This is a genomic window from Salmonella sp. NW1250 (genome assembly GCF_051812965.1).
In the GTDB taxonomy this organism is placed as follows: domain Bacteria; phylum Pseudomonadota; class Gammaproteobacteria; order Enterobacterales; family Enterobacteriaceae; genus Salmonella; species Salmonella enterica.
In genome coordinates this window covers 159491-182753 of the sequence record NZ_JAMNDD010000008.1, presented here as the reverse complement: position 1 = coordinate 182753, position 23263 = coordinate 159491, and the positions used below count along the sequence as shown (strand labels likewise).

The 23263-nt window shown below is 52.3% G+C and carries 22 protein-coding genes and 1 tRNA gene; 18 read left to right on the top strand and 5 right to left on the bottom strand.

The window, feature by feature from the left end; genetic code table 11:
* Positions 1–7 precede the first annotated feature (7 nt).
* The gene (gene rpoD / locus NBA72_RS15585; protein WP_071786050.1) at positions 8–1990 is read left to right on the top strand and encodes an RNA polymerase sigma factor RpoD; all 1983 of its coding nucleotides are present in this window, start codon (positions 8–10) and stop codon (positions 1988–1990) included.
* Positions 1991–2113: 123 nt separating this feature from the next.
* On the opposite strand, the gene mug is transcribed toward rpoD, so the two are convergent.
* The gene (mug, locus tag NBA72_RS15580) at positions 2114–2620 is read right to left on the bottom strand and encodes a G/U mismatch-specific DNA glycosylase (RefSeq protein ID WP_000237776.1); all 507 of its coding nucleotides are present in this window, start codon (positions 2618–2620) and stop codon (positions 2114–2116) included.
* Between the two features lie 125 nt (positions 2621–2745).
* Between mug and NBA72_RS15575 the strand changes: the two genes are divergently transcribed.
* Positions 2746–2821 (top strand) — tRNA-Ile (locus tag NBA72_RS15575).
* Between the two features lie 79 nt (positions 2822–2900).
* On the opposite strand, the gene NBA72_RS15570 is transcribed toward NBA72_RS15575, so the two are convergent.
* A complete protein-coding gene (locus tag NBA72_RS15570) occupies positions 2901–3668 on the bottom strand; it encodes a siderophore-interacting protein (protein ID WP_042948728.1) in 768 nt (255 codons plus the stop codon).
* 231 nt (positions 3669–3899) lie between these two features.
* Here NBA72_RS15570 and NBA72_RS15565 point away from each other — a divergent pair, with 231 nt between their 5' ends.
* Positions 3900–4547: a PadR family transcriptional regulator gene (locus tag NBA72_RS15565; RefSeq protein WP_137963475.1), complete on the top strand. Its 648-nt coding sequence runs from the start codon at positions 3900–3902 to the stop codon at positions 4545–4547.
* Here NBA72_RS15565 and NBA72_RS15560 read toward each other — a convergent pair.
* Together NBA72_RS15560 and NBA72_RS15555 are read right to left on the bottom strand one after the other, a co-directional pair.
* Positions 4544–6112, bottom strand: coding sequence for a methyl-accepting chemotaxis protein (locus NBA72_RS15560; protein WP_000478462.1), 1569 nt, complete (start codon positions 6110–6112; stop codon positions 4544–4546). The two genes, NBA72_RS15565 and NBA72_RS15560, sit on opposite strands and share 4 nt — an antisense overlap.
* Positions 6113–6499: 387 nt before the next feature.
* Positions 6500–8020 (bottom strand): methyl-accepting chemotaxis protein, encoded by a 1521-nt coding sequence (locus tag NBA72_RS15555; RefSeq protein ID WP_042948723.1) that lies wholly within the window; start codon positions 8018–8020, stop codon positions 6500–6502.
* Positions 8021–8449: 429 nt separating this feature from the next.
* On the opposite strand from NBA72_RS15555, the gene ygjG reads away from it, so the two are divergent.
* Positions 8450–9829 (top strand): putrescine aminotransferase, encoded by a 1380-nt coding sequence (ygjG, locus tag NBA72_RS15550; RefSeq protein ID WP_001520281.1) that lies wholly within the window; start codon positions 8450–8452, stop codon positions 9827–9829.
* A 170-nt stretch (positions 9830–9999) separates the two neighbouring features.
* Positions 10000–12018 (top strand): NADPH-dependent 2,4-dienoyl-CoA reductase, encoded by a 2019-nt coding sequence (locus NBA72_RS15545; protein WP_023226575.1) that lies wholly within the window; start codon positions 10000–10002, stop codon positions 12016–12018.
* An 80-nt stretch (positions 12019–12098) separates the two neighbouring features.
* On the opposite strand, the gene rlmG is transcribed toward NBA72_RS15545, so the two are convergent.
* On the bottom strand, positions 12099–13235 hold the full coding sequence (gene rlmG / locus NBA72_RS15540; protein ID WP_023215703.1) for a 23S rRNA (guanine(1835)-N(2))-methyltransferase RlmG: 1137 nt from the start codon (positions 13233–13235) through the stop codon (positions 12099–12101).
* Positions 13236–13320: 85 nt separating this feature from the next.
* Between rlmG and NBA72_RS15535 the strand changes: the two genes are divergently transcribed.
* From NBA72_RS15535 to NBA72_RS15475, 13 genes are all read left to right on the top strand, one after another.
* A complete protein-coding gene (locus NBA72_RS15535; protein WP_000202966.1) occupies positions 13321–13818 on the top strand; it encodes a M48 metallopeptidase family protein in 498 nt (165 codons plus the stop codon).
* A gap of 151 nt (positions 13819–13969) precedes the next feature.
* On the top strand, positions 13970–14662 hold the full coding sequence (locus NBA72_RS15530) for a SanA/YdcF family protein (protein ID WP_000951045.1): 693 nt from the start codon (positions 13970–13972) through the stop codon (positions 14660–14662).
* Between the two features lie 87 nt (positions 14663–14749).
* Positions 14750–15748, top strand: coding sequence for a Gfo/Idh/MocA family protein (locus NBA72_RS15525; protein ID WP_042948930.1), 999 nt, complete (start codon positions 14750–14752; stop codon positions 15746–15748).
* Between the two features lie 269 nt (positions 15749–16017).
* Entirely contained in the window at positions 16018–16986 is a 969-nt protein-coding gene (locus NBA72_RS15520) for a TerC family protein (RefSeq protein ID WP_001098833.1), read from the top strand.
* Between the two features lie 254 nt (positions 16987–17240).
* Entirely contained in the window at positions 17241–18485 is a 1245-nt protein-coding gene (sstT, locus tag NBA72_RS15515) for a serine/threonine transporter SstT (RefSeq protein ID WP_000235363.1), read from the top strand.
* Positions 18486–18934: 449 nt separating this feature from the next.
* Positions 18935–19597: a DedA family general envelope maintenance protein YqjA gene (gene yqjA, locus NBA72_RS15510; RefSeq protein ID WP_000422143.1), complete on the top strand. Its 663-nt coding sequence runs from the start codon at positions 18935–18937 to the stop codon at positions 19595–19597.
* A 3-nt stretch (positions 19598–19600) separates the two neighbouring features.
* The gene (gene mzrA / locus NBA72_RS15505; protein ID WP_000917516.1) at positions 19601–19984 is read left to right on the top strand and encodes an EnvZ/OmpR regulon moderator MzrA; all 384 of its coding nucleotides are present in this window, start codon (positions 19601–19603) and stop codon (positions 19982–19984) included.
* A 144-nt stretch (positions 19985–20128) separates the two neighbouring features.
* Positions 20129–20497 (top strand): DUF1090 domain-containing protein, encoded by a 369-nt coding sequence (locus NBA72_RS15500; protein WP_042948719.1) that lies wholly within the window; start codon positions 20129–20131, stop codon positions 20495–20497.
* A 41-nt stretch (positions 20498–20538) separates the two neighbouring features.
* A complete protein-coding gene (locus NBA72_RS15495) occupies positions 20539–20844 on the top strand; it encodes a DUF883 family protein (protein ID WP_000031219.1) in 306 nt (101 codons plus the stop codon).
* A gap of 2 nt (positions 20845–20846) precedes the next feature.
* On the top strand, positions 20847–21245 hold the full coding sequence (locus tag NBA72_RS15490; protein WP_000785626.1) for a phage holin family protein: 399 nt from the start codon (positions 20847–20849) through the stop codon (positions 21243–21245).
* A complete protein-coding gene (locus NBA72_RS15485; RefSeq protein WP_000095496.1) occupies positions 21242–21541 on the top strand; it encodes a YqjK-like family protein in 300 nt (99 codons plus the stop codon). The genes NBA72_RS15490 and NBA72_RS15485 overlap by 4 nt, the downstream gene beginning before the upstream one ends.
* Positions 21542–21788: 247 nt before the next feature.
* Complete coding sequence (locus tag NBA72_RS15480) at positions 21789–22181, top strand: DoxX family protein (protein WP_001592732.1); 393 nt, start codon at positions 21789–21791, stop codon at positions 22179–22181.
* 67 nt (positions 22182–22248) lie between these two features.
* Positions 22249–23235, top strand: coding sequence for a glutathione S-transferase family protein (locus tag NBA72_RS15475; RefSeq protein WP_000531162.1), 987 nt, complete (start codon positions 22249–22251; stop codon positions 23233–23235).
* Positions 23236–23263: the final 28 nt, after the last annotated feature.

The following is a 23263-nucleotide window of genomic DNA, read 5'->3' as shown; positions in this document are numbered from 1 at the left end:
GGCTTAAATGCCGCATATCGATCGGGAAGCCCCCGACAGCCGCAGTGAGAGGCAGCGGCCAAAATATAAGTATGCCCTCGCTTTAAATGTCGACAGCTATACCGTCGACACCAATCAAACGAATAAGTGTGGATACCGTCTTATGGAGCAAAACCCGCAGTCACAGCTGAAACTTCTTGTCACCCGTGGTAAGGAGCAAGGCTATCTGACCTATGCTGAGGTCAATGACCATCTGCCGGAAGATATCGTCGATTCAGATCAAATTGAAGATATCATCCAAATGATCAACGACATGGGTATTCAGGTAATGGAAGAAGCGCCTGATGCCGATGATCTGCTGCTGGCTGAAAATACCACCAGCACCGATGAAGATGCGGAAGAAGCTGCTGCACAAGTTCTGTCCAGTGTTGAGTCTGAAATCGGTCGTACGACTGACCCGGTACGCATGTATATGCGTGAAATGGGCACTGTTGAACTGTTGACCCGGGAAGGCGAAATCGACATCGCTAAACGTATCGAAGACGGGATCAACCAGGTTCAATGCTCCGTTGCCGAATACCCGGAAGCCATTACCTATCTGCTGGAACAGTACGATCGCGTTGAGGCTGAAGAGGCTCGTTTGTCCGATCTTATCACCGGCTTTGTCGATCCGAACGCGGAAGAAGAGATGGCGCCGACCGCAACTCACGTCGGTTCTGAACTCTCCCAGGAAGACCTGGATGATGACGAAGACGAAGATGAAGAAGACGGCGACGATGACGCCGCCGATGACGACAACAGCATTGACCCTGAACTGGCACGCGAAAAATTCGCTGAGCTGCGCGCGCAATATGTCGTTACGCGCGACACCATCAAAGCGAAAGGCCGCAGCCATACTGCCGCGCAGGAAGAGATTCTGAAGCTGTCTGAAGTGTTCAAACAGTTCCGTCTGGTACCGAAGCAATTCGACTATCTGGTCAACAGTATGCGCGTGATGATGGATCGCGTGCGTACCCAGGAACGTTTGATCATGAAGCTCTGCGTCGAGCAGTGCAAAATGCCGAAGAAGAACTTTATCACGCTGTTTACCGGTAACGAAACCAGCGAAACCTGGTTCAACGCCGCTATCGCGATGAACAAACCGTGGTCGGAAAAACTGCACGATGTCGCGGAAGAAGTGCAACGCTGTCTGCAAAAACTGCGGCAGATTGAAGAAGAGACCGGTCTGACCATCGAACAGGTGAAAGACATCAACCGTCGAATGTCCATCGGGGAAGCGAAAGCCCGCCGTGCGAAGAAAGAGATGGTTGAAGCGAACTTACGTCTGGTTATTTCTATCGCTAAGAAATACACCAACCGTGGCTTGCAGTTCCTTGATCTGATTCAGGAAGGCAACATCGGTCTGATGAAAGCGGTAGATAAATTTGAATACCGTCGCGGCTACAAGTTCTCCACCTACGCAACCTGGTGGATCCGTCAGGCGATCACCCGTTCTATCGCGGATCAGGCGCGCACCATCCGTATTCCGGTGCATATGATTGAGACCATCAACAAGCTCAACCGTATTTCTCGCCAGATGCTGCAAGAGATGGGCCGCGAGCCAACGCCGGAAGAGCTGGCTGAACGGATGCTGATGCCGGAAGATAAAATTCGTAAGGTGCTGAAGATTGCCAAAGAGCCTATCTCCATGGAAACGCCGATCGGCGACGATGAAGATTCGCATCTGGGTGATTTCATCGAGGATACCACCCTCGAGCTGCCGCTGGACTCTGCCACTACCGAGAGCCTGCGTGCCGCCACTCACGACGTTTTGGCTGGCCTGACCGCTCGTGAAGCGAAAGTGCTGCGTATGCGTTTCGGTATCGATATGAACACCGACCACACGCTGGAAGAAGTGGGTAAACAGTTCGATGTTACCCGCGAACGTATCCGTCAGATCGAAGCGAAGGCGCTGCGTAAACTGCGCCACCCGAGCCGTTCTGAAGTGCTGCGCAGCTTCCTCGACGATTAATTCGCCGTACAGGTATAAACGCCGCCGCAAGGCGGCGTTTTTTTATCAGGCCATGCGCAAGCGCCCTATTTGGCCTGCAGAATTTCTACACAGCGCGAGTATTCGCGCCCTCATTCCCCATTGCTATAGCCCACGCATAATGAGCGCTTGATCCAGTTCGCGATAGGCCTCGACCAGTTTTTCCGTTTTAATTCGGTTTAAGCCGCTGGGATTCGGCAACACCCACACCATCGTCGCGCCAATGGCGATCTTTTGTTTACCCCAGGCGATACCACGCTGGCTGAATCCCTGTTCAAAAGCCTGTTTACCAAGCACCGCCAGCGCTGCGGGCTGGTAGTCCTCTATTTTTTCAATCAGGTTGCGTCCGCCGCTACGTAATTCATGCAACTTCACCTCAGTCGCTTGTACCGTCGGTCGATCGACGAGTTTCGTTACCCCGCAGCGAAAATCCAGTAATTTTTCCGCCTCTTCCGGTTTCAACTGTCGATCGGTGAAACCGGCCAAATGAATAACTTTCCAAAAACGATTCGCGGGATGCGCAAACGGAAAGCCGGTATTCGCCGAGGAGAGTCCCGGATTGATGCCGCAAAAAACCACCCGTAGCCCTGGCGCCAGTATGTCCTTAACCATTATTACTCCTGAGCAATACAACGTACTTTAAGTATAACGGGTTGAAAACACATTGTTTATAAAAACAGCACCCGCACGGTTACGGCTGGATTACAGCGTAAAGTTACATTATAATCCACCGCCACGGCCCCTTAGCTCAGTGGTTAGAGCAGGCGACTCATAATCGCTTGGTCGCTGGTTCAAGTCCAGCAGGGGCCACCAAATTTAATCAGTAAATACATACAGTTAGGCCACTCTTGCGAGTGGCCTTTTTGTTTCTGACAGGGCTCGCCCCATACCGCTATTTACGATGCCAATAGGCTGCCGCACGTACCAGGTGTGGATCAAACCCCTTTTCAAAGCACTGACTTAAACGTTTTACCGTTTTGCCTTCACCAGTAATCCAGATGAAATAGTCCGATTCTGGTATTGTCAGCTGCGACAGGCGCGTTTGCATTACCTGTTCATCGCCGCCAACAACATATTCCACAGTAATATCCGTCAAATGGGCGAGATAATCGCGATATGCGGCATCCTGAATGCTCACCAGCGCGGTTACCGCAGGGCGCGCAGGCAGACGGCTAAGCGATTCCAGACGACGACGTAGCGCAGGCATACCGGACTCATCGCAGACATAAACCTGACAGGCATAATCTTCCGGCACCACCAGCGAACCGCGCGGCCCGCCAATCGTCAGTGTATCGCCTTCACGGGCTTCCATTGCCCAACGGCTGGCTACGCCGCCATCGTGGATAAAGAAATCCAGCGCCAGCTCGCGACGCGCCTCGTCATACAGCGGCGTGTAATCCCTGGAGACCGGACGAACGCCCTCCCCCCAGATAATGCCTTCCTCAGTGACTGTCGGGGGCGTAAAGCGACAGCCTGACTCAGGGAAAAAAACTTTCGTGTGATCGTCAAAGCCCAGGGAGATGAAACCGTCCAGCGCCTCGCCGCCAAGTACGATCCGCTGAAATCCTGCGCTAATACGTTCTACCCGCAGAACGGTCAGCTCGCGAAAACGCAGTTCATTACGAACACGCTGTGGGTAGCGTGCGGATGATGTCGTCATTTTTTGCCTTCGTGAAGTAATACGATATATCTAAATTAAAGTTTTAAATGATAATGATTGTTAATCAGTAAAAATGCAACTGTTTTTTGATAGTGTTCTGGCAACACGTCGCTAACTATAACCTTAAAATAAAAACTTATAAATTAATGGCTTATAGAAACAATCGCTTTTACCCTTGCTAAAAAGCATCATTTAGATATAAATTAGATATATCTAAATAAGCAGGAGGCAATGATGCAAAATCAACATGAAGGGTGTTGCAAAAACCGGGATCATAAGCACGACGGCTGCTGTAAAGATCGAGAACATCAGCATGAAGGCTGCCATAGCGCGCATCAGCATGAGAACGCCAGTTGCGGCGGCGAACACCGTCACGGACACGGCTGTGGTCGTCATGGACAGGGCGGTGGTCGACGTCAGCGATTTTTTGGCCACGGGGAACTTCGGCTGGTCATTCTTGATATCCTGACCCGGGACGCCAGCCACGGCTATGAACTGATTAAAGCGATAGAAAACCTGACGGGGGGTGGCTATACGCCAAGCGCTGGCGTGATCTACCCTACGCTGGATTTTTTACAGGATCAGCAATTTATCACGATTAGCGACGAAGAAGGCGGGCGGAAAAAAATCGCGATTACCGCGAACGGCGCGCAATGGCTTGATGAAAATCGCGAACATCTGACGCATATTCAGGCGCGGCTAAAAGCCCGTTGTGTGGGCATGGAGTTACGTAAAAATCCGCAGATGAAGCGGGCGCTGGATAACTTCAAGGCCGTGCTGGATCTGCGGATAAACCACAGCGATATCAACAACGCGCAAATCAAACGCATTATCGGCGTGATTGATCGCGCGGCGCTGGAAATCGCCGAACTGGATTAAGCGGGCTGCGTGTCCTCTTCGCGGACGCGGAACACGTTAACCAGCTCTTTTAAATGTAACGCCTGTTCGTTCAGCGACGCTGCGGCGGCAACAGACTCTTCCACAAGGCAGGAGTTTTGTTGCGTGGCGGCGTCAATCAGGCCAATCGCGCTGTTAATCTGCGAAATACCGTCAGTTTGCTCGCGGCTGGCCTGCCCAATCTCACGTAATATCACATCCATCTCTTCGACGTTATCCACCATGCCATTAATCAGGGCGCTGGCTTTCTCCACCAGGTGCATCCCTTCCTGAGTCTGACTGGTTGAATCTTCAATCAAATTACGGATTTCACTGGCTGACGAGGCGCTCTTTTGCGCCAACTGGCGAACCTCTCCGGCGACAACGGCAAAACCACGCCCATGTTCGCCCGCGCGCGCCGCTTCAACCGCCGCGTTCAGCGCCAGAATATTGGTCTGAAAGGCAATAGAATCAATGATATTGATGATATCCGACATACGATTTGCCGTATCGTTAATGACGCGCATTTTCTGCGTCACTTGATTCATCATCTCCCCATTGTTTTTCACCACGCTGGCGGCGCCGGCAGAGAGTTTGGTCGCTTCACTGGTATGATCGGCTGTGTTTTTAACCGTGGCGGTAATCTGTTCCATCGACGCCGCCGTTTCTTCAACCGAGCTGGCCTGCTCTTCCGTACGCGCCGCCAAATCCTGGTTACCGGCGACAATTTGCGCCGCCGCCGTGGAGATACTCTCCGAACCGTTTTGCACTTCCTGTACGATATCCAGCAGACGCGTTTTCATCGCCATTAACGCTTGCAGTAGTACGCCTGTTTCATCTTTATAGTCGGTGGTGATATGACGAGTCAGATCGCCATCGGCAATCGCCTCGGCAAAGCGTACTGCGTCATCAAGCGGCCGGGTAATAGAACGCACAATATACCATCCCATTACGCCTCCGGCGGCGATGCTTATCAGCGCCAGGGTGATTAACAGCGTCCGATTATTTTTAAAATCCTCTTTGACCTGCACGCTCGCTTCATGCATCTGCGCGTCCTGAACAGCGATAAGTTCCTGGACTTTGTCCTTATAGACTTTTTGCACCTGCACCGTTCTGGTCATCATCTCCTGAATGGCCGCCTGACGATTATTGCTTTGAATATCTTTCAAAATACGGAATCTGGACTCCAGGTATTGCTGGCGCGCTTCACGGATCTCATTAATGATTTTCTGTGAATCCGCATCGTGACTATTTTCCCTGGAAAGCTCATCCAGTAGCGCCGAAATGCGCTGGCTTATCTCACTGAGTTCTTTCTGCGAGCTCTGGCTCCAGCGCCCCTCTTCATCCAGTAACATGAGCTGCTGCGCGATGATGAAATCATTAAAATTATCGATTAACAGATTGGCTTTTACCGTGGTGGGATAATCATTGGTAATAATGTCCTGCATACCCGTATTAGCCCGATCAAGGCTAAACAAAGACAGAGCGGAACTCACCACCATGAGAACAATGAATAAGCCAAAGGCCATAAATAATTTTGAACGTATTTTAATGTTATGCAAAAACATATTTTCTCCCTGGGATTGCATATCCTCATACAGGAAGATTTATCGGCAATAATGTTACTAACTTTATGATATTGATCGCTTTTTATTTCGGAACATTATTAGTAAGTAATATTTATTGTTCACAGAAAGATGAACCAAAAGTGACATAAATTGGCACTAATAATGAAAGAAATACGCTAAAAGGTTAACCATTTCTTATTTATTAACTGAGTTTATACCTATTAATAGGTAGACAAGGGAGAAGGAATAAATATCACATTATTTTTAACATCACAGGCCACTGGTACTCTCTATGATGGCAGGCACCGCCTTCTATCAGAGCACATCCGCCCGGTAAGCTTATTGCTACCGGGCGGATGTCATTACCGTTGCTACCTACAAATAAACTTAATGCAGTACCGTGACCGCATCCTCCAGCCGGCTGGCACGGTGTTTTACCATTGCGGAGACTTGTGCGCTCTCTTCCACCAGCGCCGCATTTTTTTGGGTTATGCGGTTCAACTCGTCCACGGCGCGAGTCAGGCTGGAAAGCCCATCTGTCTGTTCCTGCGTCGACTGGCTGATCCGTGCGATAAGCAGGGTGACATTTTGCACCTGGGCTACAATGTCATCCATGGTACGGCCTGCGGCGTGAACCTGCTCGGAGCCTGACTGCACCTTTGTTGCGCTGGCATCAATTAATTTACGAATATCGTTCGCCGCGTTAGCGCTGCGGCTGGCAAGATGGCGTACCTCGCCAGCAACCACGGCAAACCCTTTCCCCTGCTCGCCCGCTCTCGCCGCTTCTACCGCCGCATTCAGCGCCAGGATATTCGTCTGAAAAGCGATATCGTTAATTAGCGTGGTGATCGTCCCGATACGTTGCGTACTGTGAGCGATATCATCCATCGTTTTAATCACCGTATCCATCGCCTCACCTCCCTGAGTCGCCGCGCTACTGGCCGCCATGGAAAGCTTATCCGCAGCGGAAGCCGTCTCGGAATTGAGCTTCACGGACTCCGCCATCTGGTTCATGGTCGTTACCGTTTCCTGAACATTCTCCACGGTCTGACGGGTGTGTTCGTTCAGATCATTGTTACCCTTCGCCAGCCTTTCACTGCCGTTTCTGACGCTGGAAACCTGACTTGATACGTCATTGATCAGCCAGCGGCACATCAAGCCAAGCTGCCCCACGGCCCTCAGCGTCAGCCCCAACTCATCGCTGCGATTAAAATGTTGTACGCTGTTGCGTTCGCCGGTCGCCACTTTCAGCGCCTGCGTCGCCACATTTTCAATGGGACGCACAATTTGCCATTCAAATAGCGCCGTACCTGCCAGCATCGCCAACGCGCCCAACAGCAACGCCTGCCATGAGGCATCCGTACCGAACAGCGCCAACGCCAGCATTACGGCCATTAGCCCCATAATACTACGCACTCGCCAGCGAACAGGCATAGCGGGCAGTTTGCCCAGCAAGCCCTGACGAACCACCAGGCCTTTATGAATACGTTTACTACACCGCCCTTCATTTAGCGCCTGATATAAAGGCTCGACGGCGGCAATCTCATCATCCGTGGCGCGGGTACGGATCGACATATATCCCGTCACACGCCCTTCACGTATCATCGGTACCGCGTTGGCCCGCACCCAGTAATGGTCGCCGTTTTTACGCCGGTTTTTCACAATGCCGCTCCACGGTTCGCCCTGTTTTAGGGTGTACCACATATCTGCGAAGGCAGCTTTCGGCATATCCGGATGACGCACCAGATTATGTGGCTGCGCCAGTAACTCGTTTAACTGATAGCCGCTCACCTGGACAAAAGTGTCATTGGCGTGAGTGATATAGCTTTCCAGGTCGGTCGTAGACATCAGAGTGGTATCATCATCCAGCGGGGTATTTAGCTGGCTGACGTAGGGATGAGAAGACATGATAGCGTCCTGTGCAGGTTATCTGGATGTTAATTTTTCGCTCAGATGTTATTTCGGCGCTAATCTATTTATCTTTAGTTGTTAAAATTGCTCTGGATCGCAATTTGCGATTAATCCTTAATATTTGTACGATTTTCACCTCATCCTGCGCCTTATTTTCATTATGAAATTGTTTAGCGTGGACAACCTTTTTCTTTAAAATCTGCCCTGGCTCACCTTTTTCTCACGCCGCCGTTAACGCAACACACCGTAAACTGTAAAACAAGATCTGCTCAAAATGCATCCAATTGTTAACACATGATATTAAATGTTGTGCAAATGTGATTATTCCTGGTGTTTATCCCGATTTTCACTATGGGCTTAGACCCCCGCTAATCCCTGCAATACTTAATTCAGTATCATGTGATACACGGCCCTCTGGAGCTCATTTTGAACAGGTTACCTTCCAGCGCATCGGCTTTGGCCTGTAGCGCGCACGCACTGAATCTCATCGAGAAGCGAACGCTAAACCATGAGGAAATGAAAGCACTAAACCGAGAGGTCATTGACTACTTTAAAGAGCATGTAAATCCAGGATTTCTGGAATACCGGAAATCTGTTACCGCCGGCGGGGATTACGGAGCCGTAGAGTGGCAAGCGGGCAGTTTGAATACGCTTGTCGACACCCAGGGGCAGGAGTTTATCGACTGTCTTGGGGGGTTTGGCATCTTTAACGTGGGGCACCGTAATCCTGTTGTGGTATCCGCCGTCCAGAATCAACTCGCAAAACAACCTCTCCACAGCCAGGAGTTACTTGACCCCTTGCGGGCGATGCTGGCAAAAACGCTGGCGGCGCTGACACCGGGGAAACTCAAGTACAGCTTTTTCTGTAACAGCGGCACCGAATCCGTCGAAGCGGCGCTAAAACTGGCAAAAGCGTATCAGTCGCCGCGCGGCAAGTTTACCTTTATCGCCACCAGCGGCGCATTTCACGGCAAATCATTGGGCGCGCTCTCCGCCACGGCCAAATCCACCTTCCGCAGACCCTTTATGCCTTTACTGCCGGGCTTCCGCCATGTGCCGTTTGGCAATATTGACGCGATGAGCATGGCATTTAGCGAAGGCAAAAAAACGGGCGACGAGATAGCAGCCGTGATTCTGGAGCCTATTCAGGGTGAAGGCGGCGTGATCCTGCCGCCGCAGGGATACCTGACAGAGGTACGTAAGCTCTGTGACGAATTCGGCGCGCTGATGATTCTGGATGAAGTACAAACCGGCATGGGGCGTACCGGCAAGATGTTTGCCTGTGAGCACGAAAATGTGCAGCCTGATATTCTGTGTCTGGCGAAAGCCCTGGGCGGCGGCGTGATGCCGATTGGCGCCACCATCGCGACTGAAGAGGTGTTTTCGGTTCTGTTCGACAACCCCTTCCTGCATACCACCACTTTTGGCGGTAATCCACTGGCTTGTGCTGCCGCGCTGGCGACCATTAACGTCCTGCTGGAGCAAAATCTCCCGGCCCAGGCGGAACAAAAAGGCGATACGCTCCTGGATGGTTTTCGACAACTTGCGCGTGAATATCCCAATCTGGTACACGATGCGCGCGGCAAAGGTATGTTGATGGCCATTGAATTTGTCGATAACGAAACGGGCTACCGTTTTGCCAGTGAGATGTTCCGTCAACGCGTGCTGGTCGCTGGTACGCTGAATAATGCGAAAACAATTCGTATTGAGCCACCGCTCACGCTAACCATTGAACTGTGCGAACAGGTATTGAAATCAGCGCGTAATGCGCTGGCGGCGATGCAGGTGAGCGTTGAAGAGGTTTAAAAACGATGCCGGATGGCGCTATGCTTATCCGGCCTGTTTTCCCCGGGTCGCGGCCTCTTTTTTGAATCCCATCACAATCACCACATTCCCCTTTTCCCTTTTACCTCGCGACGGCTACAGTAGTAACTCATCCGACCACATAACAATAATTTTACATACTGGATACGCTTATGAGCTACCCATCGCTGTTCGCCCCGCTCGATCTGGGCTTTACTACTCTCAGAAACCGCGTGCTGATGGGATCGATGCACACGGGTCTGGAAGAACATCCTGATGGCGCCGAGCGCCTGGCGGCATTTTATGCCGAGCGCGCGCGACACGGCGTAGCGTTAATCGTCACCGGCGGTATTGCGCCCGTTCCCTCCGGGGTCGTGATGACCGGCGGCGCGATGCTGAACGATGCCAGCCAATTAACGCCTCACCGCGTGGTGACCGATGCCGTACATGCGGAAGGCGGTAAAATCGCGCTGCAAATTCTGCACACCGGGCGTTACAGCTATCAGCCGCACCTGGTCGCGCCGTCGGCAATTCAGGCGCCAATCAACCGCTTTATGCCGCATGAACTGACGCATGATGAAATCTTGCAGTTAATCGACGACTTCGCGCATTGCGCGCAACTGGCGCGGGAAGCAGGCTACGACGGCGTAGAGGTGATGGGATCAGAGGGCTATCTGATTAATGAATTTCTCACCCGGCGAACTAACCATCGCGATGACGAATGGGGCGGCGACTATACCAGCCGTATGCGCTTCGCGGTTGAGGTAGTACGCGCGGTACGCCAGCGGGTAGGGAACGACTTTATTATTATCTATCGCCTGTCGATGCTCGATCTGGTGGAAAATGGCGGCACGTTCGACGAAACGGTACAACTGGCGCAAGCCATTGAAGCCGCAGGCGCAAGCCTAATTAATACCGGCATTGGCTGGCATGAGGCGCGAATCCCGACCATCGCCACGCCAGTACCACGTGGCGCATTTAGCTGGGTGACGCGGAAACTCAAAGGTCATGTGTCGGTTCCGCTGATCGCGACCAATCGCATTAACGATCCGCAGGTCGCCGAGACGATCCTGACGCGCGGCGATGCCGATATGGTGTCGATGGCGCGTCCCTTCCTTGCCGATGCCGAATTCCTGACTAAAGCGCAATCCGGACGCGCAGATGAGATCAACACCTGTATCGGCTGTAATCAGGCCTGTCTGGATCGGATCTTCATCGGCAAAGTGACCTCCTGTCTGGTGAACCCACGCGCCTGTCACGAAACCCACATGCCGATAACGCCGGCCATACGCAAAAAGAATCTGGCCGTTGTCGGCGCAGGCCCGGCGGGGCTAGCTTTCGCGATTAACGCCGCGTCGCGCGGCCATCATGTCACGCTGTTTGACGCCCAGAGTGAAATTGGCGGTCAGTTTACTATCGCCAGGCAGATCCCGGGTAAAGAGGAGTTTTACGAAACGCTGCGCTACTACCGTCGAATGATCGATATTACTGGCGTTACGCTGAAACTGAACCAACGGGTGAACGCAGAGGATCTTCAGCCGTTTGACGAAGCGATCCTCGCTTGTGGAATAGTACCGCGCCGCCCGCCGATAGACGGTATCGATCATCCAAAAGCATTGACCTACCTGGAGGTATTGCGCGATAAGGCGCCGGTTGGTAAGCGAGTGGCGATCATCGGCTGCGGCGGGATCGGTTTTGACACGGCCATGTATCTGAGCCAGCACGGCGAATCCACCAGCCAAAATATTGCTGAATTTTGTACGGAATGGGGAATTGATACCAGCCTGCAACAGGCAGGCGGTCTGCGCCCGGAAGGCCCACGCCTGGCACGTAGTCCACGGCAAATCGTCATGCTGCAACGCAAAGCCAGCAAGCCGGGCGAAGGATTAGGTAAAACCACCGGCTGGATCCATCGCGCGACGTTACTGGCGCGCGGCGTGAAGATGATCCCGGCGGTCAGTTACCAGAAGATCGACGACGACGGATTACATCTCTTGATCGGCGGCGAACCGCAGTTGCTGGAAGTGGATCATGTGGTGATCTGCGCCGGACAGGAACCTCGCCGCGAGCTGGCGGACCCGTTACGCGCCGCAGGTAAAACGGTACATCTTATCGGCGGATGCGATGTCGCGATGGAGCTGGATGCCCGACGGGCGATTGCCCAGGGCACCCGACTGGCGCTGGAGATTTAACGACTTTACCTGATGGCGCTGCGCTTATCGGGCTTACGCCGTCATACCGGTTTTATAGGCCGGTATGACGCTTGAGCGTCTTATCGACGGCGTCCCTGCTTCACCGCTTTCAAAATAACAAATTTATTGTTGGTAGCTACCGTCGCACAATTACCGAAAATCTTCTTCAGCTTGTGGAAATAGTCCAGATGGCGGTTCGCCACAATATACAGTTCGCCGTTGATTTTCAGGCAGCGGCGGGCGTGATGGAACATCTCCCAGGCGATATTATCCGTCAGCGCATGTTTCTGGTGGAACGGCGGGTTGCAGAACACAGCGTTAAAACGGAACGGCTCCACGCCGGAGAGCGCGTTGTTGATCATAAATTCGCAGCGTTCGAACGCTTCCGGCAGGTTCGTTTCTACATTCAAACGGCTGGAATCTACCGCCATCGGCGATTCATCGACAAATACCACGTTCGCCTGCGGATTTTTCGCCAGTAAGCTCAGGCCAATCACCCCATTGCCGCAGCCGAGATCGACAATCTCCCCGTCGAGGTTTTCCGGCAAATGCTGCATAAAGAAGCGCGCGCCGATATCCAATCCGGTACGAGAAAACACATTCGCGTGGTTGTGAATCGTCCAGCCTGTATCTTCCAGTTTCCAGCTTAGCGTTTGCGGCGCGTCGGCCAGTTGCGGATGACTGAAGGTACAGTTAATCAGGCGCGCTTTCTTCCACGCCAGCGTCGTCGTGGTTGGGCCCAGCACTTTTTCAAACAGTTCCAGCGTAGAGGTATGAATATCACGCGCTTTCGCGCCGGCGATAATACGCGTTTGCGCCGTAACGACCTTACGCAAAGCGCGTAACTGCTGTTCCAGCAACGCCAGCGTTTTCGGTACTTTAATCAATACCACGCCCGGCGCCTGCGGGTAGTCAGCGGTACTGTCGAGAAACGTTACGCTGGACTCCGCGATGCCGTTATGGCGTAAATTCTCTCGCGTACCCAGTTCGCTTAAATACGAATCGCCAATACTGTATGGCGAATGCTCCGCCAGCGCACAGCTTAGCGCGCCAAACGTATCATTCAGGATCAGCACCGGGCCGCGAATTTCCGTCTCATCCAACTGTTGCAGCAGATACTCATCGGCCGCCTCCCACGCCAGAAGCGGGTTAACATCATCCGTTTGCGGAAAACGTTTCAGCGTCAGTGAACGGAAACCGTCGTCTACGTGGCTCATTAGGCCTCCTGAATGGTAAAATTGCGGCGTTATCCCTGAAAAGGGTGCGTGAGTATACACTTTTTATCAGCAACATGGAGCTTTGATGACCTCACTAACTTACCTTCAGGGGTATCCGGAACATCTCCTTGCCCAGGTGCGCGCCTTAATCGCCGAGCAGCGCCTGGGGGCGGTGCTGGAAAAACGTTATCCCGGCGCGCATGATTACGCTACTGACAAAGCGCTATATCACTATACTCAGGAACTGAAAAGTCAGTTTCTGCGCAATGCGCCGCCCATCAATAAAGTGATGTATGACAGCAAGATCCATGTGCTGAAAAATGCGCTGGGACTGCATACCGCTGTCTCGCGCGTTCAGGGCGGCAAGCTCAAGGCAAAGGCGGAGATCCGCGTCGCCACCGTGTTTCGCAACGCCCCGGAGCCATTCTTACGGATGATTGTGGTTCACGAACTGGCACACCTGAAAGAGAAAGATCATAACAAAGCGTTTTATCAGCTCTGTTGCCATATGGAGCCGCAGTACCATCAACTGGAGTTTGATACGCGCCTGTGGCTGACGCATCAGGCGCTGTCGGCACAATAAATTCTGAAAATGCCCCTTCCCCCGTATCTTTTTAACGGCGTGGGCATAAAATCGGCGCGTTCACATTTCGCTCATTGCCTGCCGCCACGTCAAGGATGACGATCTGTAGAGGGTATTTTTTATCCACCGCCAACGGAACCGCGCAACAACCATGCTCTCACAATGTGCCCGTTTTATCCGCCGCCTCTGTTTTACACGCCGGGCGTTAACAGTGGCGTGCTTTCTGCTTGTCGCGGCAGGCGTCGCGCTTTTCTATTCTAACTGGCTTATCGTCAACGCCTCACAGCATCTGACATGGAATGATATTCAGACCGTTCCCGCCCGCAACGTCGGGCTGGTGTTAGGCGCTAAACCCGGCAATCGGTATTTTACCCGGCGGATTAATACTGCCGCCGCGTTGTATCACGCCGGTAAAGTGAAGTGGCTGTTAGTCAGCGGCGATAACGGCAAAAAAGAGTACGATGAACCTTCGGCGATGCAGCAGGCGCTGATAGCGAAAGGTGTGCCGGAAGCGGCCATTTTTTGTGATTATGCCGGATTCTCCACGCTGGACTCCGTAGTTCGCGCCCGGAAAGTGTTTGGCGAAAGCCGCATTACGATTATCTCGCAAGCATTTCATAATCAACGGGCGATCTGGCTGGCGCAACAATATGGCATTGACGCTATCGGCGTTAACGCGCCGGATCTGAATAAAAGGCACGGAACCTACACACGACTTCGGGAAAAGCTGGCGCGGGTTAGCGCAGTGCTGGATGCCAAAATTTTGCATCGTCAGCCTAAATATCTGGGCGCTGGCGTCACTATTGGGGCTGATAGCGCACACGGGTGCCCTTCTCGCCAGTAAAATGCCAGAGTGCGTCGCAGCGCACTGGCAAGGGCGGAAAGGCGTGCTACATTGACGAAAATCCCTTTCTGGAGTCCGCTGACGTTTATGATACGTTTCGCTGTAATTGGGACTAACTGGATCACGCGCCAGTTTGTCGACGCCGCCCATGAAACCGGCAAATTCAGGCTCGCCGCCGTTTACTCCCGTAGTCTTGAACAGGCGCAGTCTTTCGCAAATGATTATCCCGTCGAGCATCTGTTTACCTCGCTGGAAGCGATGGCGCAAAGCGACGCGATCGAGGCGGTTTATATCGCCAGCCCGAATTCCCTGCATTTCTCCCAGACGCAGCGTTTTTTGCAGCATAAAAAGCATGTCATGTGCGAAAAGCCGCTGGCTTCTAACCTGGCGGAGGTTGATGCCGCTATCGCCTGCGCGCGCGATAATCAGCGGGTACTGTTTGAAGCCTTTAAAACCGCCTGCCTGCCCAATTTCCTGCTGCTGCGGGAATCGTTGCCGAAAATCGGCAGAATGCATAAAGCATTCCTAAATTACTGCCAGTACTCTTCACGTTATCAGCGCTATCTGAACGGCGAAAACCCGAATACGTTTAATCCGGCCTTCTCCAATGGTTCAATTATGGATATCGGGTATTACTGTCTGGCGTCGGCGATCGCGCTATGGGGCGAACCGCGCAGCGTTCAGGCGTCGGCGAATTTATTGGAAAGCGGAGTAGATGCGCACGGCGTCGTGGTTATGGATTACGGCGATTTTAGCGTCACGCTACAGCATTCCAAAGTCAGCGACTCGGTACTGGCCAGTGAAATTCAGGGCGAGAGGGGATCGCTGGTCATTGAAAAGCTGTCGGAATGCCAGAAAGTGTGTTTTGCGCCGCGCGGCGCGCTGATGCAGGATCTGACCCAGCCTCAGCATATTAATACCATGCTGTATGAAGCCGGGGCGTTTGCCCAGCTTATTGAAAACCACGCCGTGGAACATCCGGGGTTGTCGCTAAGTCGCGCCACGGCAAAATGGCTGACAGAAATACGCCGTCAAACCGGGGTCATCTTCCCGGCGGACGATCTGCCCCATCCCCTTACTGCGTAAAATTATGTAAATCATATGTTACAGGTCATTGACTCTACGCGTGGCCTGTCATACTTTGTTATGCGCAAAGGGGAGTAACTTCATTGCCGGTCGATCGTCATTACGATGTGTGCAAAACCACATCCGGTCACCGGGCAGCCATAAAGGAATGCGTCAGCGTATTCCTTTATTGTTGTAAGTGAGACCTTGCCGAATGGCAAGGTCTATGCATAAAAGCAGCGGCTAATGCCATTCGGCGTTAGCCGTTTTTTTTTGCATGGGGAGAAATAATGAATACTGTTGGTACGCCATTATTATGGGGTGGATTCGCGGTTGTTGTGGTGATAATGCTATCCATCGACCTGTTGTTGCAGGGACGCCGTGGCGCACATGCTATGTCGATGAAACAAGCGGCAGGATGGTCAATCCTGTGGGTAACGCTCTCGCTACTGTTTAACGCCGCTTTCTGGTGGTATCTGGCTGAAACGCAAGGGCGCGAAGTTGCTGACCCGCAGGCATTAGCGTTCCTTACCGGCTATCTGATTGAAAAGTCGCTGGCCGTAGATAACGTCTTTGTCTGGCTGATGCTGTTTAGCTATTTCTCCGTCCCTCCGGCTCTGCAACGCCGGGTGCTGGTGTATGGGGTTCTTGGCGCGATCGTGTTGCGTACTATCATGATTTTCGCCGGTACCTGGCTTATCACTCAGTTCGAATGGCTGCTGTATGTGTTCGGTGCCTTCCTGCTGTTTACCGGCGTAAAAATGGCGCTGGCGAAGGAAGACGAATCCGGCATTGGCGAAAAACCGATGGTGCGTTGGCTGCGCGGGCATCTGCGCATGACTGATACGATCGAGAACGAGCACTTTTTCGTACGTAAAAACGGCCTGCTGTATGCCACGCCGCTGCTGCTGGTGCTGATTATGGTTGAGTTCAGCGATGTGATCTTCGCCGTTGACAGTATTCCGGCGATCTTTGCGGTCACCACCGACCCGTTCATCGTACTGACCTCTAACCTGTTTGCCATCTTAGGACTGCGCGCGATGTACTTCCTGCTGTCCGGCGTGGCGGAACGCTTCTCGATGCTGAAATATGGTCTGGCGGTCATTCTGGTCTTTATCGGTATTAAGATGCTGATCGTCGACTTCTACCATATTCCTATCGCGATTTCGCTGGGCGTAGTGTTTGGCATTCTGACCATTACGCTGGTGATTAACGCCTGGGTTAACCATCAGCGCGATAAGAAACTACGAGCGCAATAATCTTTTATCGGGGTAAACCTGCCCCGTCAAAAACGCCCGGCAGCGCACACCTGTCGGGCGTTTTTGTTTAACATGTCACAATATTGTTAATATAAAGTTATAAAACATGATCACAGCAAAAAATCCAGGATATTTCGCTTCCCGAACCTTCAACTTTCCTTATACTCAACCAGGCAAACACTTTGTTACATCCTGAAAGATGCGCCGTAAGAGCGTACAGGGGATGACCAGCAACACAATACAAGGAATATGAAATGGCTACGCAACGAGCATCAGGGCTACTGCAGCGTTTAGCGCAAGGCAGTCTGGTTAAACAAATTTTAGTGGGTCTGGTACTGGGGATTTTACTGGCATGGATTTCTAAGCCTGCGGCAGAAGCGGTTGGCTTGCTTGGCACCCTGTTCGTCGGCGCCTTAAAAGCGGTCGCCCCCGTTCTGGTGCTGATGCTGGTAATGGCCTCGATCGCCAACCACCAGCACGGTCAAAAAACCAATATTCGCCCTATTCTCTTTCTTTACCTGCTAGGCACCTTTTCAGCCGCGCTGGCGGCCGTTGTGTTCAGCTTCGCCTTCCCTTCAACCCTGCATCTGTCCAGTAGCGCCCAGGATATCGTGCCGCCGTCCGGCATTGTAGAAGTCCTGCGCGGTCTGCTGATGAGCATGGTGTCGAACCCCATCGACGCGCTGCTGAACGCTAACTATATCGGGATTCTGGTATGGGCCGTCGGTCTGGGATTTGCCCTGCGTCATGGCAATGAAACCACTAAAAACCTCGTGAATGATATGTCTAACGCCGTGACCTTTATGGTGAAACTGGTGATCCGTTTCGCGCCAGTCGGTATTTTTGGTCTGGTTTCATCAACGCTTGCAACCACCGGCTTCTCCACCCTGTGGGGTTATGCGCACCTGCTGGTCGTCTTGATTGGCTGTATGCTGCTGGTCGCGCTGGTGGTCAACCCGCTGTTGGTATTCTGGAAAATTCGTCGCAACCCTTATCCGCTGGTGTTCGCCTGCCTGCGTGAAAGCGGCGTTTATGCCTTTTTTACCCGCAGCTCTGCCGCCAATATTCCAGTGAATATGGCGCTGTGCGAAAAGCTGAATCTGGACAGGGATACTTACTCCGTTTCCATTCCGCTGGGCGCCACTATCAATATGGCCGGTGCGGCAATTACCATTACGGTTCTGACGTTGGCGGCAGTCCATACGTTAGGCGTCCCGGTGGATCTGCCTACAGCGTTGCTGCTGAGCGTGGTGGCCTCGCTGTGTGCTTGCGGCGCCTCCGGCGTGGCAGGCGGTTCATTGCTGCTGATCCCGCTGGCGTGCAACATGTTTGGCATCCCGAACGATATCGCGATGCAGGTAGTAGCGGTCGGCTTTATTATCGGCGTATTGCAGGATTCGTGTGAAACGGCGCTGAACTCATCTACCGATGTTCTGTTCACTGCGGCAGCCTGCCAGGCAGAGGACGAACGTCTGGCGAATAACGCCTTGCGTAGCTAAGTGATTATCGATGCCGGATGGCGTATGCCATCCGGCGTAACGATAGATCTGAATCTCCCAATCCATAGGCTGTGTCGGAAAGCGAATTGATGTTCACGCGCGACATCCTCGCGTAACGTTATATGTAGATGGCGTCTGCCGCGGCGCTCGGTCAGCGTAAAGTATAAAGTGTCAGCCTGTGTAAATCCTCTCGCCACCCTCCCTTGCGATAAGCAAAATCAAAGCTCAACGACGCGTAATTTCTATAACGGACTTCGTTGACCTTTGTTACAATTAGATGCATTTTGAATTTTTGTGTGTTAGTGCTTGCTTACTTCACAACTTAACAAGGAATAGTTCAGGCCGCGAATTTGCCGTTTCCGCAACGCTGATAAAAAGTCCAACTCTGTTGCGGCAGTGCAAACCTCAGATCACCGGCGTGACGTTAACCGATTGTCCAGGAATACTGAATGGAACTACTGACTCAATTGCTGAATGCCCTGTGGGCTCAGGACTTTGAAACACTGGCCAATCCTTCCATGATTGGCATGTTATATTTTGTGTTATTTATGATTTTGTTTCTGGAAAATGGGCTGCTCCCTGCCGCCTTTTTGCCTGGCGACAGCCTGTTGATCCTGGTCGGCGTGCTGATCGCCAAAGGCGCGATGGGTTATCCACAAACCATTTTGCTGCTTACCGTCGCGGCCAGCCTGGGTTGCTGGGTGAGCTATATTCAGGGCCGCTGGCTGGGGAATACCCGCACCGTGCAAAACTGGCTCTCTCATCTCCCCGCACATTATCATCAACGCGCCCATCACCTTTTCCATAAACACGGCCTGTCGGCACTATTGATAGGCCGTTTTATCGCGTTTGTCAGAACGCTGCTGCCCACCATTGCCGGCATATCCGGTCTGAATAACGCGCGCTTTCAGTTCTTCAACTGGATGAGCGGCTTGTTGTGGGTGCTTATCCTGACGTCGCTGGGCTATCTGCTGGGCAAAACGCCCGTCTTTATGAAGTATGAAGATCAGTTAATGTCATGCCTGATGCTGCTGCCCGTGGTGCTGCTCTTTTTTGGCCTGGCGGGTTCACTGGTCATGCTGTGGAAAAAGAAGTATGGGAGCCGGGGATAACTTATGCTTAAACCACGCATAACTGCCCGACAACTCATTTGGATCAGCGCTTTTCTACTGATGCTGACCATACTCATGATGACGTGGTCAACGCTGCGTCAGCAAGAGTCGACGCTGGCCATTCGCGCGGTTAACCAGGGCGCCAGTATGCCAGACGGCTTCTCAGTTCTGCATCATCTGGATGCGAACGGCATTCATTTTAAAAGCATTACGCCTAAAAATGACATGTTGCTCATTACCTTCGATTCCCCTGCGCAAAGCGCCGCAGCAAAAACGGTACTTGATCAAACGCTGCCACACGGTTATGTCGTCGCTCAGCAGGACGATGACAACGAAACGGTACAATGGCTGTCCCGCTTACGGGAAAGCTCACACCGCTTTGGCTAATCTCCAGGAATCCGAATCATATCACTCACTTTGGTGATTTCATTGTTTAATGACTATGATTAATAAAGCGGTGTTTAACCCACCGCGTTATTATCGGGATCACCGCCCCGGACAACGGGTCCGAACATAAGGGAAAGTTCAGGAATGAAATACCGCATCGCTTTGGTTATCACGCTTTTTACACTTAGCGCCGGTAGCTACGCTAATTCGCTTTGTCAGGAAAAAGAGCAGGATATACAAAAGGAAATTAGCTACGCTGAAAAGCACAACAATCAGCGCCGTATTGAGGGTCTGAACAAGGCGCTCAGCGAAGTACGCGCTAATTGTACTGACAGCAAGCTACGCGCCGAGCATCAGAAAAAGATCGCTGAGCAAAAAGAAGAGGTAGCCGAACGCCAACGTGATTTAGCCGAGGCAAAAGCAAAAGGCGATGCGGATAAAATAGACAAACGTGAACGTAAGCTGGCCGAGGCTCAGGATGAGCTAAAAAAACTTGAGGCCAGAGACTACTAAATTAACGCCGAATGTAAATACTCACTCACCTGGAGAAAACTATGTCGAAAGATAACACTACGGAACATCTGCGCGCTGAGTTGAAATCCCTGACCGATACGCTTGAAGAAGTGCTGAGCTCTTCGGGCGAAAAGTCGAAAGAAGAGTTGAGTAAGATTCGTAGCAAAGCCGAGCGCGCGCTGAAAGAGAGCCGTTACCGCCTGGGCGAAACGGGTGATGTGATTGCCAAACAGACTCGCGTCGCCGCCGCCCGCGCCGATGATTATGTGCGCGAAAATCCCTGGACAGGCGTAGGCATTGGCGCCGCTGTCGGTCTGGTGTTGGGCGTACTGCTGACGCGTCGTTAATTATGGCGGATTCTCGACAGGCACAAGGACCAGGCAAAAGCGTACTGGGTATCGGGCAGCGGATTGTCACCATTATCGTTGAGATGGTGGAAACCCGGCTGCGACTGGCGGTAGTAGAACTGGAAGAAGAGAAAGCGAACCTCTTTCAGCTTTTGCTGATGGTAGGTCTTACCATGCTCTTCGCGGCGTTTGGCTTAATGAGCCTGATGGTTCTGGTCATCTGGGCTATCGATCCTCAGTACCGTTTGAACGCGATGATCGCTACCACTGTTGTGCTGTTAGTGCTTGCGCTAATCGGCGGCATCTGGACTTTGCGCAAAGCGCGTCAGTCCACGCTATTGCGCCATACGCGGCACGAACTGGCTAACGATCGGCAAATTCTGGAGGACGATCAGTCGTGAGCAGCAAAGGCGAACGCGAAAAACGTAAAGCGCTGCTTCTCAGTCAGATCCAGCAGCAACGGCTGGATCTGTCCGCCAGCCGTCGCGACTGGCTGGAGACCACCGGCGCGTACGATCGCGGCTGGAATACGGTGTTAAGCCTGCGCTCCTGGGCGCTGGTCGGTAGCAGCGTAATGGCCATCTGGACCATCCGTCATCCTAATATGTTGGTACGCTGGGCGAAACGCGGCCTGGGTATCTGGAGCGCCTGGCGCCTGGTAAAAACTACCCTCCGTCAACAACAGCTCCGCGGTTAATATCTTTTCTTTTATAGCATCGCGCCATCAGGTTATCGCCCGATTACACCTGGTGGCGCGATACTTTTATGCATATCGTCTCTTTATCAATCACTCAAATTTTTTGAAAAAATTTGGCAATTTTCCTTGCTAACAATTCCTGTACGCCACGTTTATGATTCTCTCCAGCGATAACAATGATGCGCAAAACCGCGTCATTGCTCATGAAAATAGCAGCAGCCGCCGAATCGGCCCCCTGGAGAATAAAATGAAAAAATTAGAAGATGTTGGTGTACTGATAGCGCGTATTTTAATGCCAGTTCTGTTTATTACCGCAGGATGGGGAAAAATTAGCGGCTATGCGGGCACACAACAGTATATGGAAGCGATGGGCGTACCAGGATTCCTGCTGCCGCTCACCATACTGCTTGAGTTCGGCGGCGGTCTGGCGATTCTGCTGGGGTTCCTCACCCGCACCACTGCGCTTTTCACCGCTGGTTTTACGTTGCTGACGGCATTGATCTTCCATAGCAATTTTGCAGAAGGTGTAAACTCGCTGATGTTTATGAAAAACCTGACCATTGCCGGCGGATTCTTATTACTGGCGTTAACCGGGCCTGGCGCGTTCAGCCTTGACCGTCTGCTGAATAAAAAGTGGTAAGCAATCTATACTCAATTAAAAAAGCGAGGGAATAGCGCCTCGCTTTTGTCATCTGAAGGAGAGAGACATGGGACAACTGATCGATGGCGTCTGGCACGATACCTGGTATGACACCAAATCTTCCGGGGGGAAATTTCAGCGTTCAGCGTCGGCTTTCCGCAACTGGCTTACCGCTGACGGCGCGCCCGGACCTTCCGGCGAAGGCGGATTCGCCGCAGAAAAAGATCGTTACCATCTGTACGTTTCCCTTGCCTGCCCCTGGGCGCATCGCACGCTCATTTTCCGTAAACTGAAAGGTCTGGAGCCATTTATTCCGGTTTCCGTCGTGAATCCATTGATGCTGGAAAACGGCTGGACGTTTGATGATACTTTTCCGGCGGCCACTGGCGATACCCTCTATCAGCATGAATTTCTCTACCAGTTGTATCTGCACGCCGATCCACACTACAGCGGCCGCGTCACCGTACCGGTCTTATGGGATAAAAAAAATCATACTATCGTCAGCAACGAGTCCGCCGAAATCATTCGTATGTTTAACTCCGCCTTCGATGGGCTGGGCGCTAAAGCCGGGGATTACTATCCCCCCGCGCTGCAAAGCAAAATTGACGAGTTAAACGGCTGGATTTATGACAACGTTAATAACGGCGTTTATAAAGCAGGCTTCGCCACCAGCCAGCAAGCGTATGATGAAGCGGTAGAAAAGGTGTTTACTGCGCTGGCGCGCCTGGAGCAGATTCTCGGACAGCACCGCTATCTGACGGGCGACCAGTTGACCGAGGCGGATATCCGCTTATGGACGACCCTGGTACGCTTTGATCCGGTTTACGTGACTCATTTCAAATGCGACAAATACCGAATCAGCGACTACCTGAATCTGTACGGTTTCCTGCGCGATATCTATCAAATACCGGGCATTGCTGAAACCGTTAATCTTGACCATATTCGTCACCACTATTTCCGTAGCCATAAAACGATTAACCCCACGGGTATCATTTCCATCGGACCGTGGCAGGATCTGCTCGAACCTCACGGGCGCGACGTACGCTTTGGCTAATTTCAGGCGTCCTCCGGGACGCCTTATT

Coding starts and splice junctions, on each gene's coding strand:
- rpoD (WP_071786050.1), top strand. CDS start 8: ATGCCGCATATCGATCGGGAAGCCCCCGACAGCCGCAGTGAGAGGCAG.
- mug (WP_000237776.1), bottom strand. CDS start 2,620: ATGGTTAAGGACATACTGGCGCCAGGGCTACGGGTGGTTTTTTGCGGC.
- NBA72_RS15570 (WP_042948728.1), bottom strand. CDS start 3,668: ATGACGACATCATCCGCACGCTACCCACAGCGTGTTCGTAATGAACTG.
- NBA72_RS15565 (WP_137963475.1), top strand. CDS start 3,900: ATGATGCAAAATCAACATGAAGGGTGTTGCAAAAACCGGGATCATAAG.
- NBA72_RS15560 (WP_000478462.1), bottom strand. CDS start 6,112: ATGTTTTTGCATAACATTAAAATACGTTCAAAATTATTTATGGCCTTT.
- NBA72_RS15555 (WP_042948723.1), bottom strand. CDS start 8,020: ATGTCTTCTCATCCCTACGTCAGCCAGCTAAATACCCCGCTGGATGAT.
- NBA72_RS15545 (WP_023226575.1), top strand. CDS start 10,000: ATGAGCTACCCATCGCTGTTCGCCCCGCTCGATCTGGGCTTTACTACT.
- rlmG (WP_023215703.1), bottom strand. CDS start 13,235: ATGAGCCACGTAGACGACGGTTTCCGTTCACTGACGCTGAAACGTTTT.
- NBA72_RS15535 (WP_000202966.1), top strand. CDS start 13,321: ATGACCTCACTAACTTACCTTCAGGGGTATCCGGAACATCTCCTTGCC.
- NBA72_RS15530 (WP_000951045.1), top strand. CDS start 13,970: ATGCTCTCACAATGTGCCCGTTTTATCCGCCGCCTCTGTTTTACACGC.
- NBA72_RS15525 (WP_042948930.1), top strand. CDS start 14,750: ATGATACGTTTCGCTGTAATTGGGACTAACTGGATCACGCGCCAGTTT.
- NBA72_RS15520 (WP_001098833.1), top strand. CDS start 16,018: ATGAATACTGTTGGTACGCCATTATTATGGGGTGGATTCGCGGTTGTT.
- sstT (WP_000235363.1), top strand. CDS start 17,241: ATGGCTACGCAACGAGCATCAGGGCTACTGCAGCGTTTAGCGCAAGGC.
- yqjA (WP_000422143.1), top strand. CDS start 18,935: ATGGAACTACTGACTCAATTGCTGAATGCCCTGTGGGCTCAGGACTTT.
- mzrA (WP_000917516.1), top strand. CDS start 19,601: ATGCTTAAACCACGCATAACTGCCCGACAACTCATTTGGATCAGCGCT.
- NBA72_RS15500 (WP_042948719.1), top strand. CDS start 20,129: ATGAAATACCGCATCGCTTTGGTTATCACGCTTTTTACACTTAGCGCC.
- NBA72_RS15495 (WP_000031219.1), top strand. CDS start 20,539: ATGTCGAAAGATAACACTACGGAACATCTGCGCGCTGAGTTGAAATCC.
- NBA72_RS15490 (WP_000785626.1), top strand. CDS start 20,847: ATGGCGGATTCTCGACAGGCACAAGGACCAGGCAAAAGCGTACTGGGT.
- NBA72_RS15480 (WP_001592732.1), top strand. CDS start 21,789: ATGAAAAAATTAGAAGATGTTGGTGTACTGATAGCGCGTATTTTAATG.
- NBA72_RS15475 (WP_000531162.1), top strand. CDS start 22,249: ATGGGACAACTGATCGATGGCGTCTGGCACGATACCTGGTATGACACC.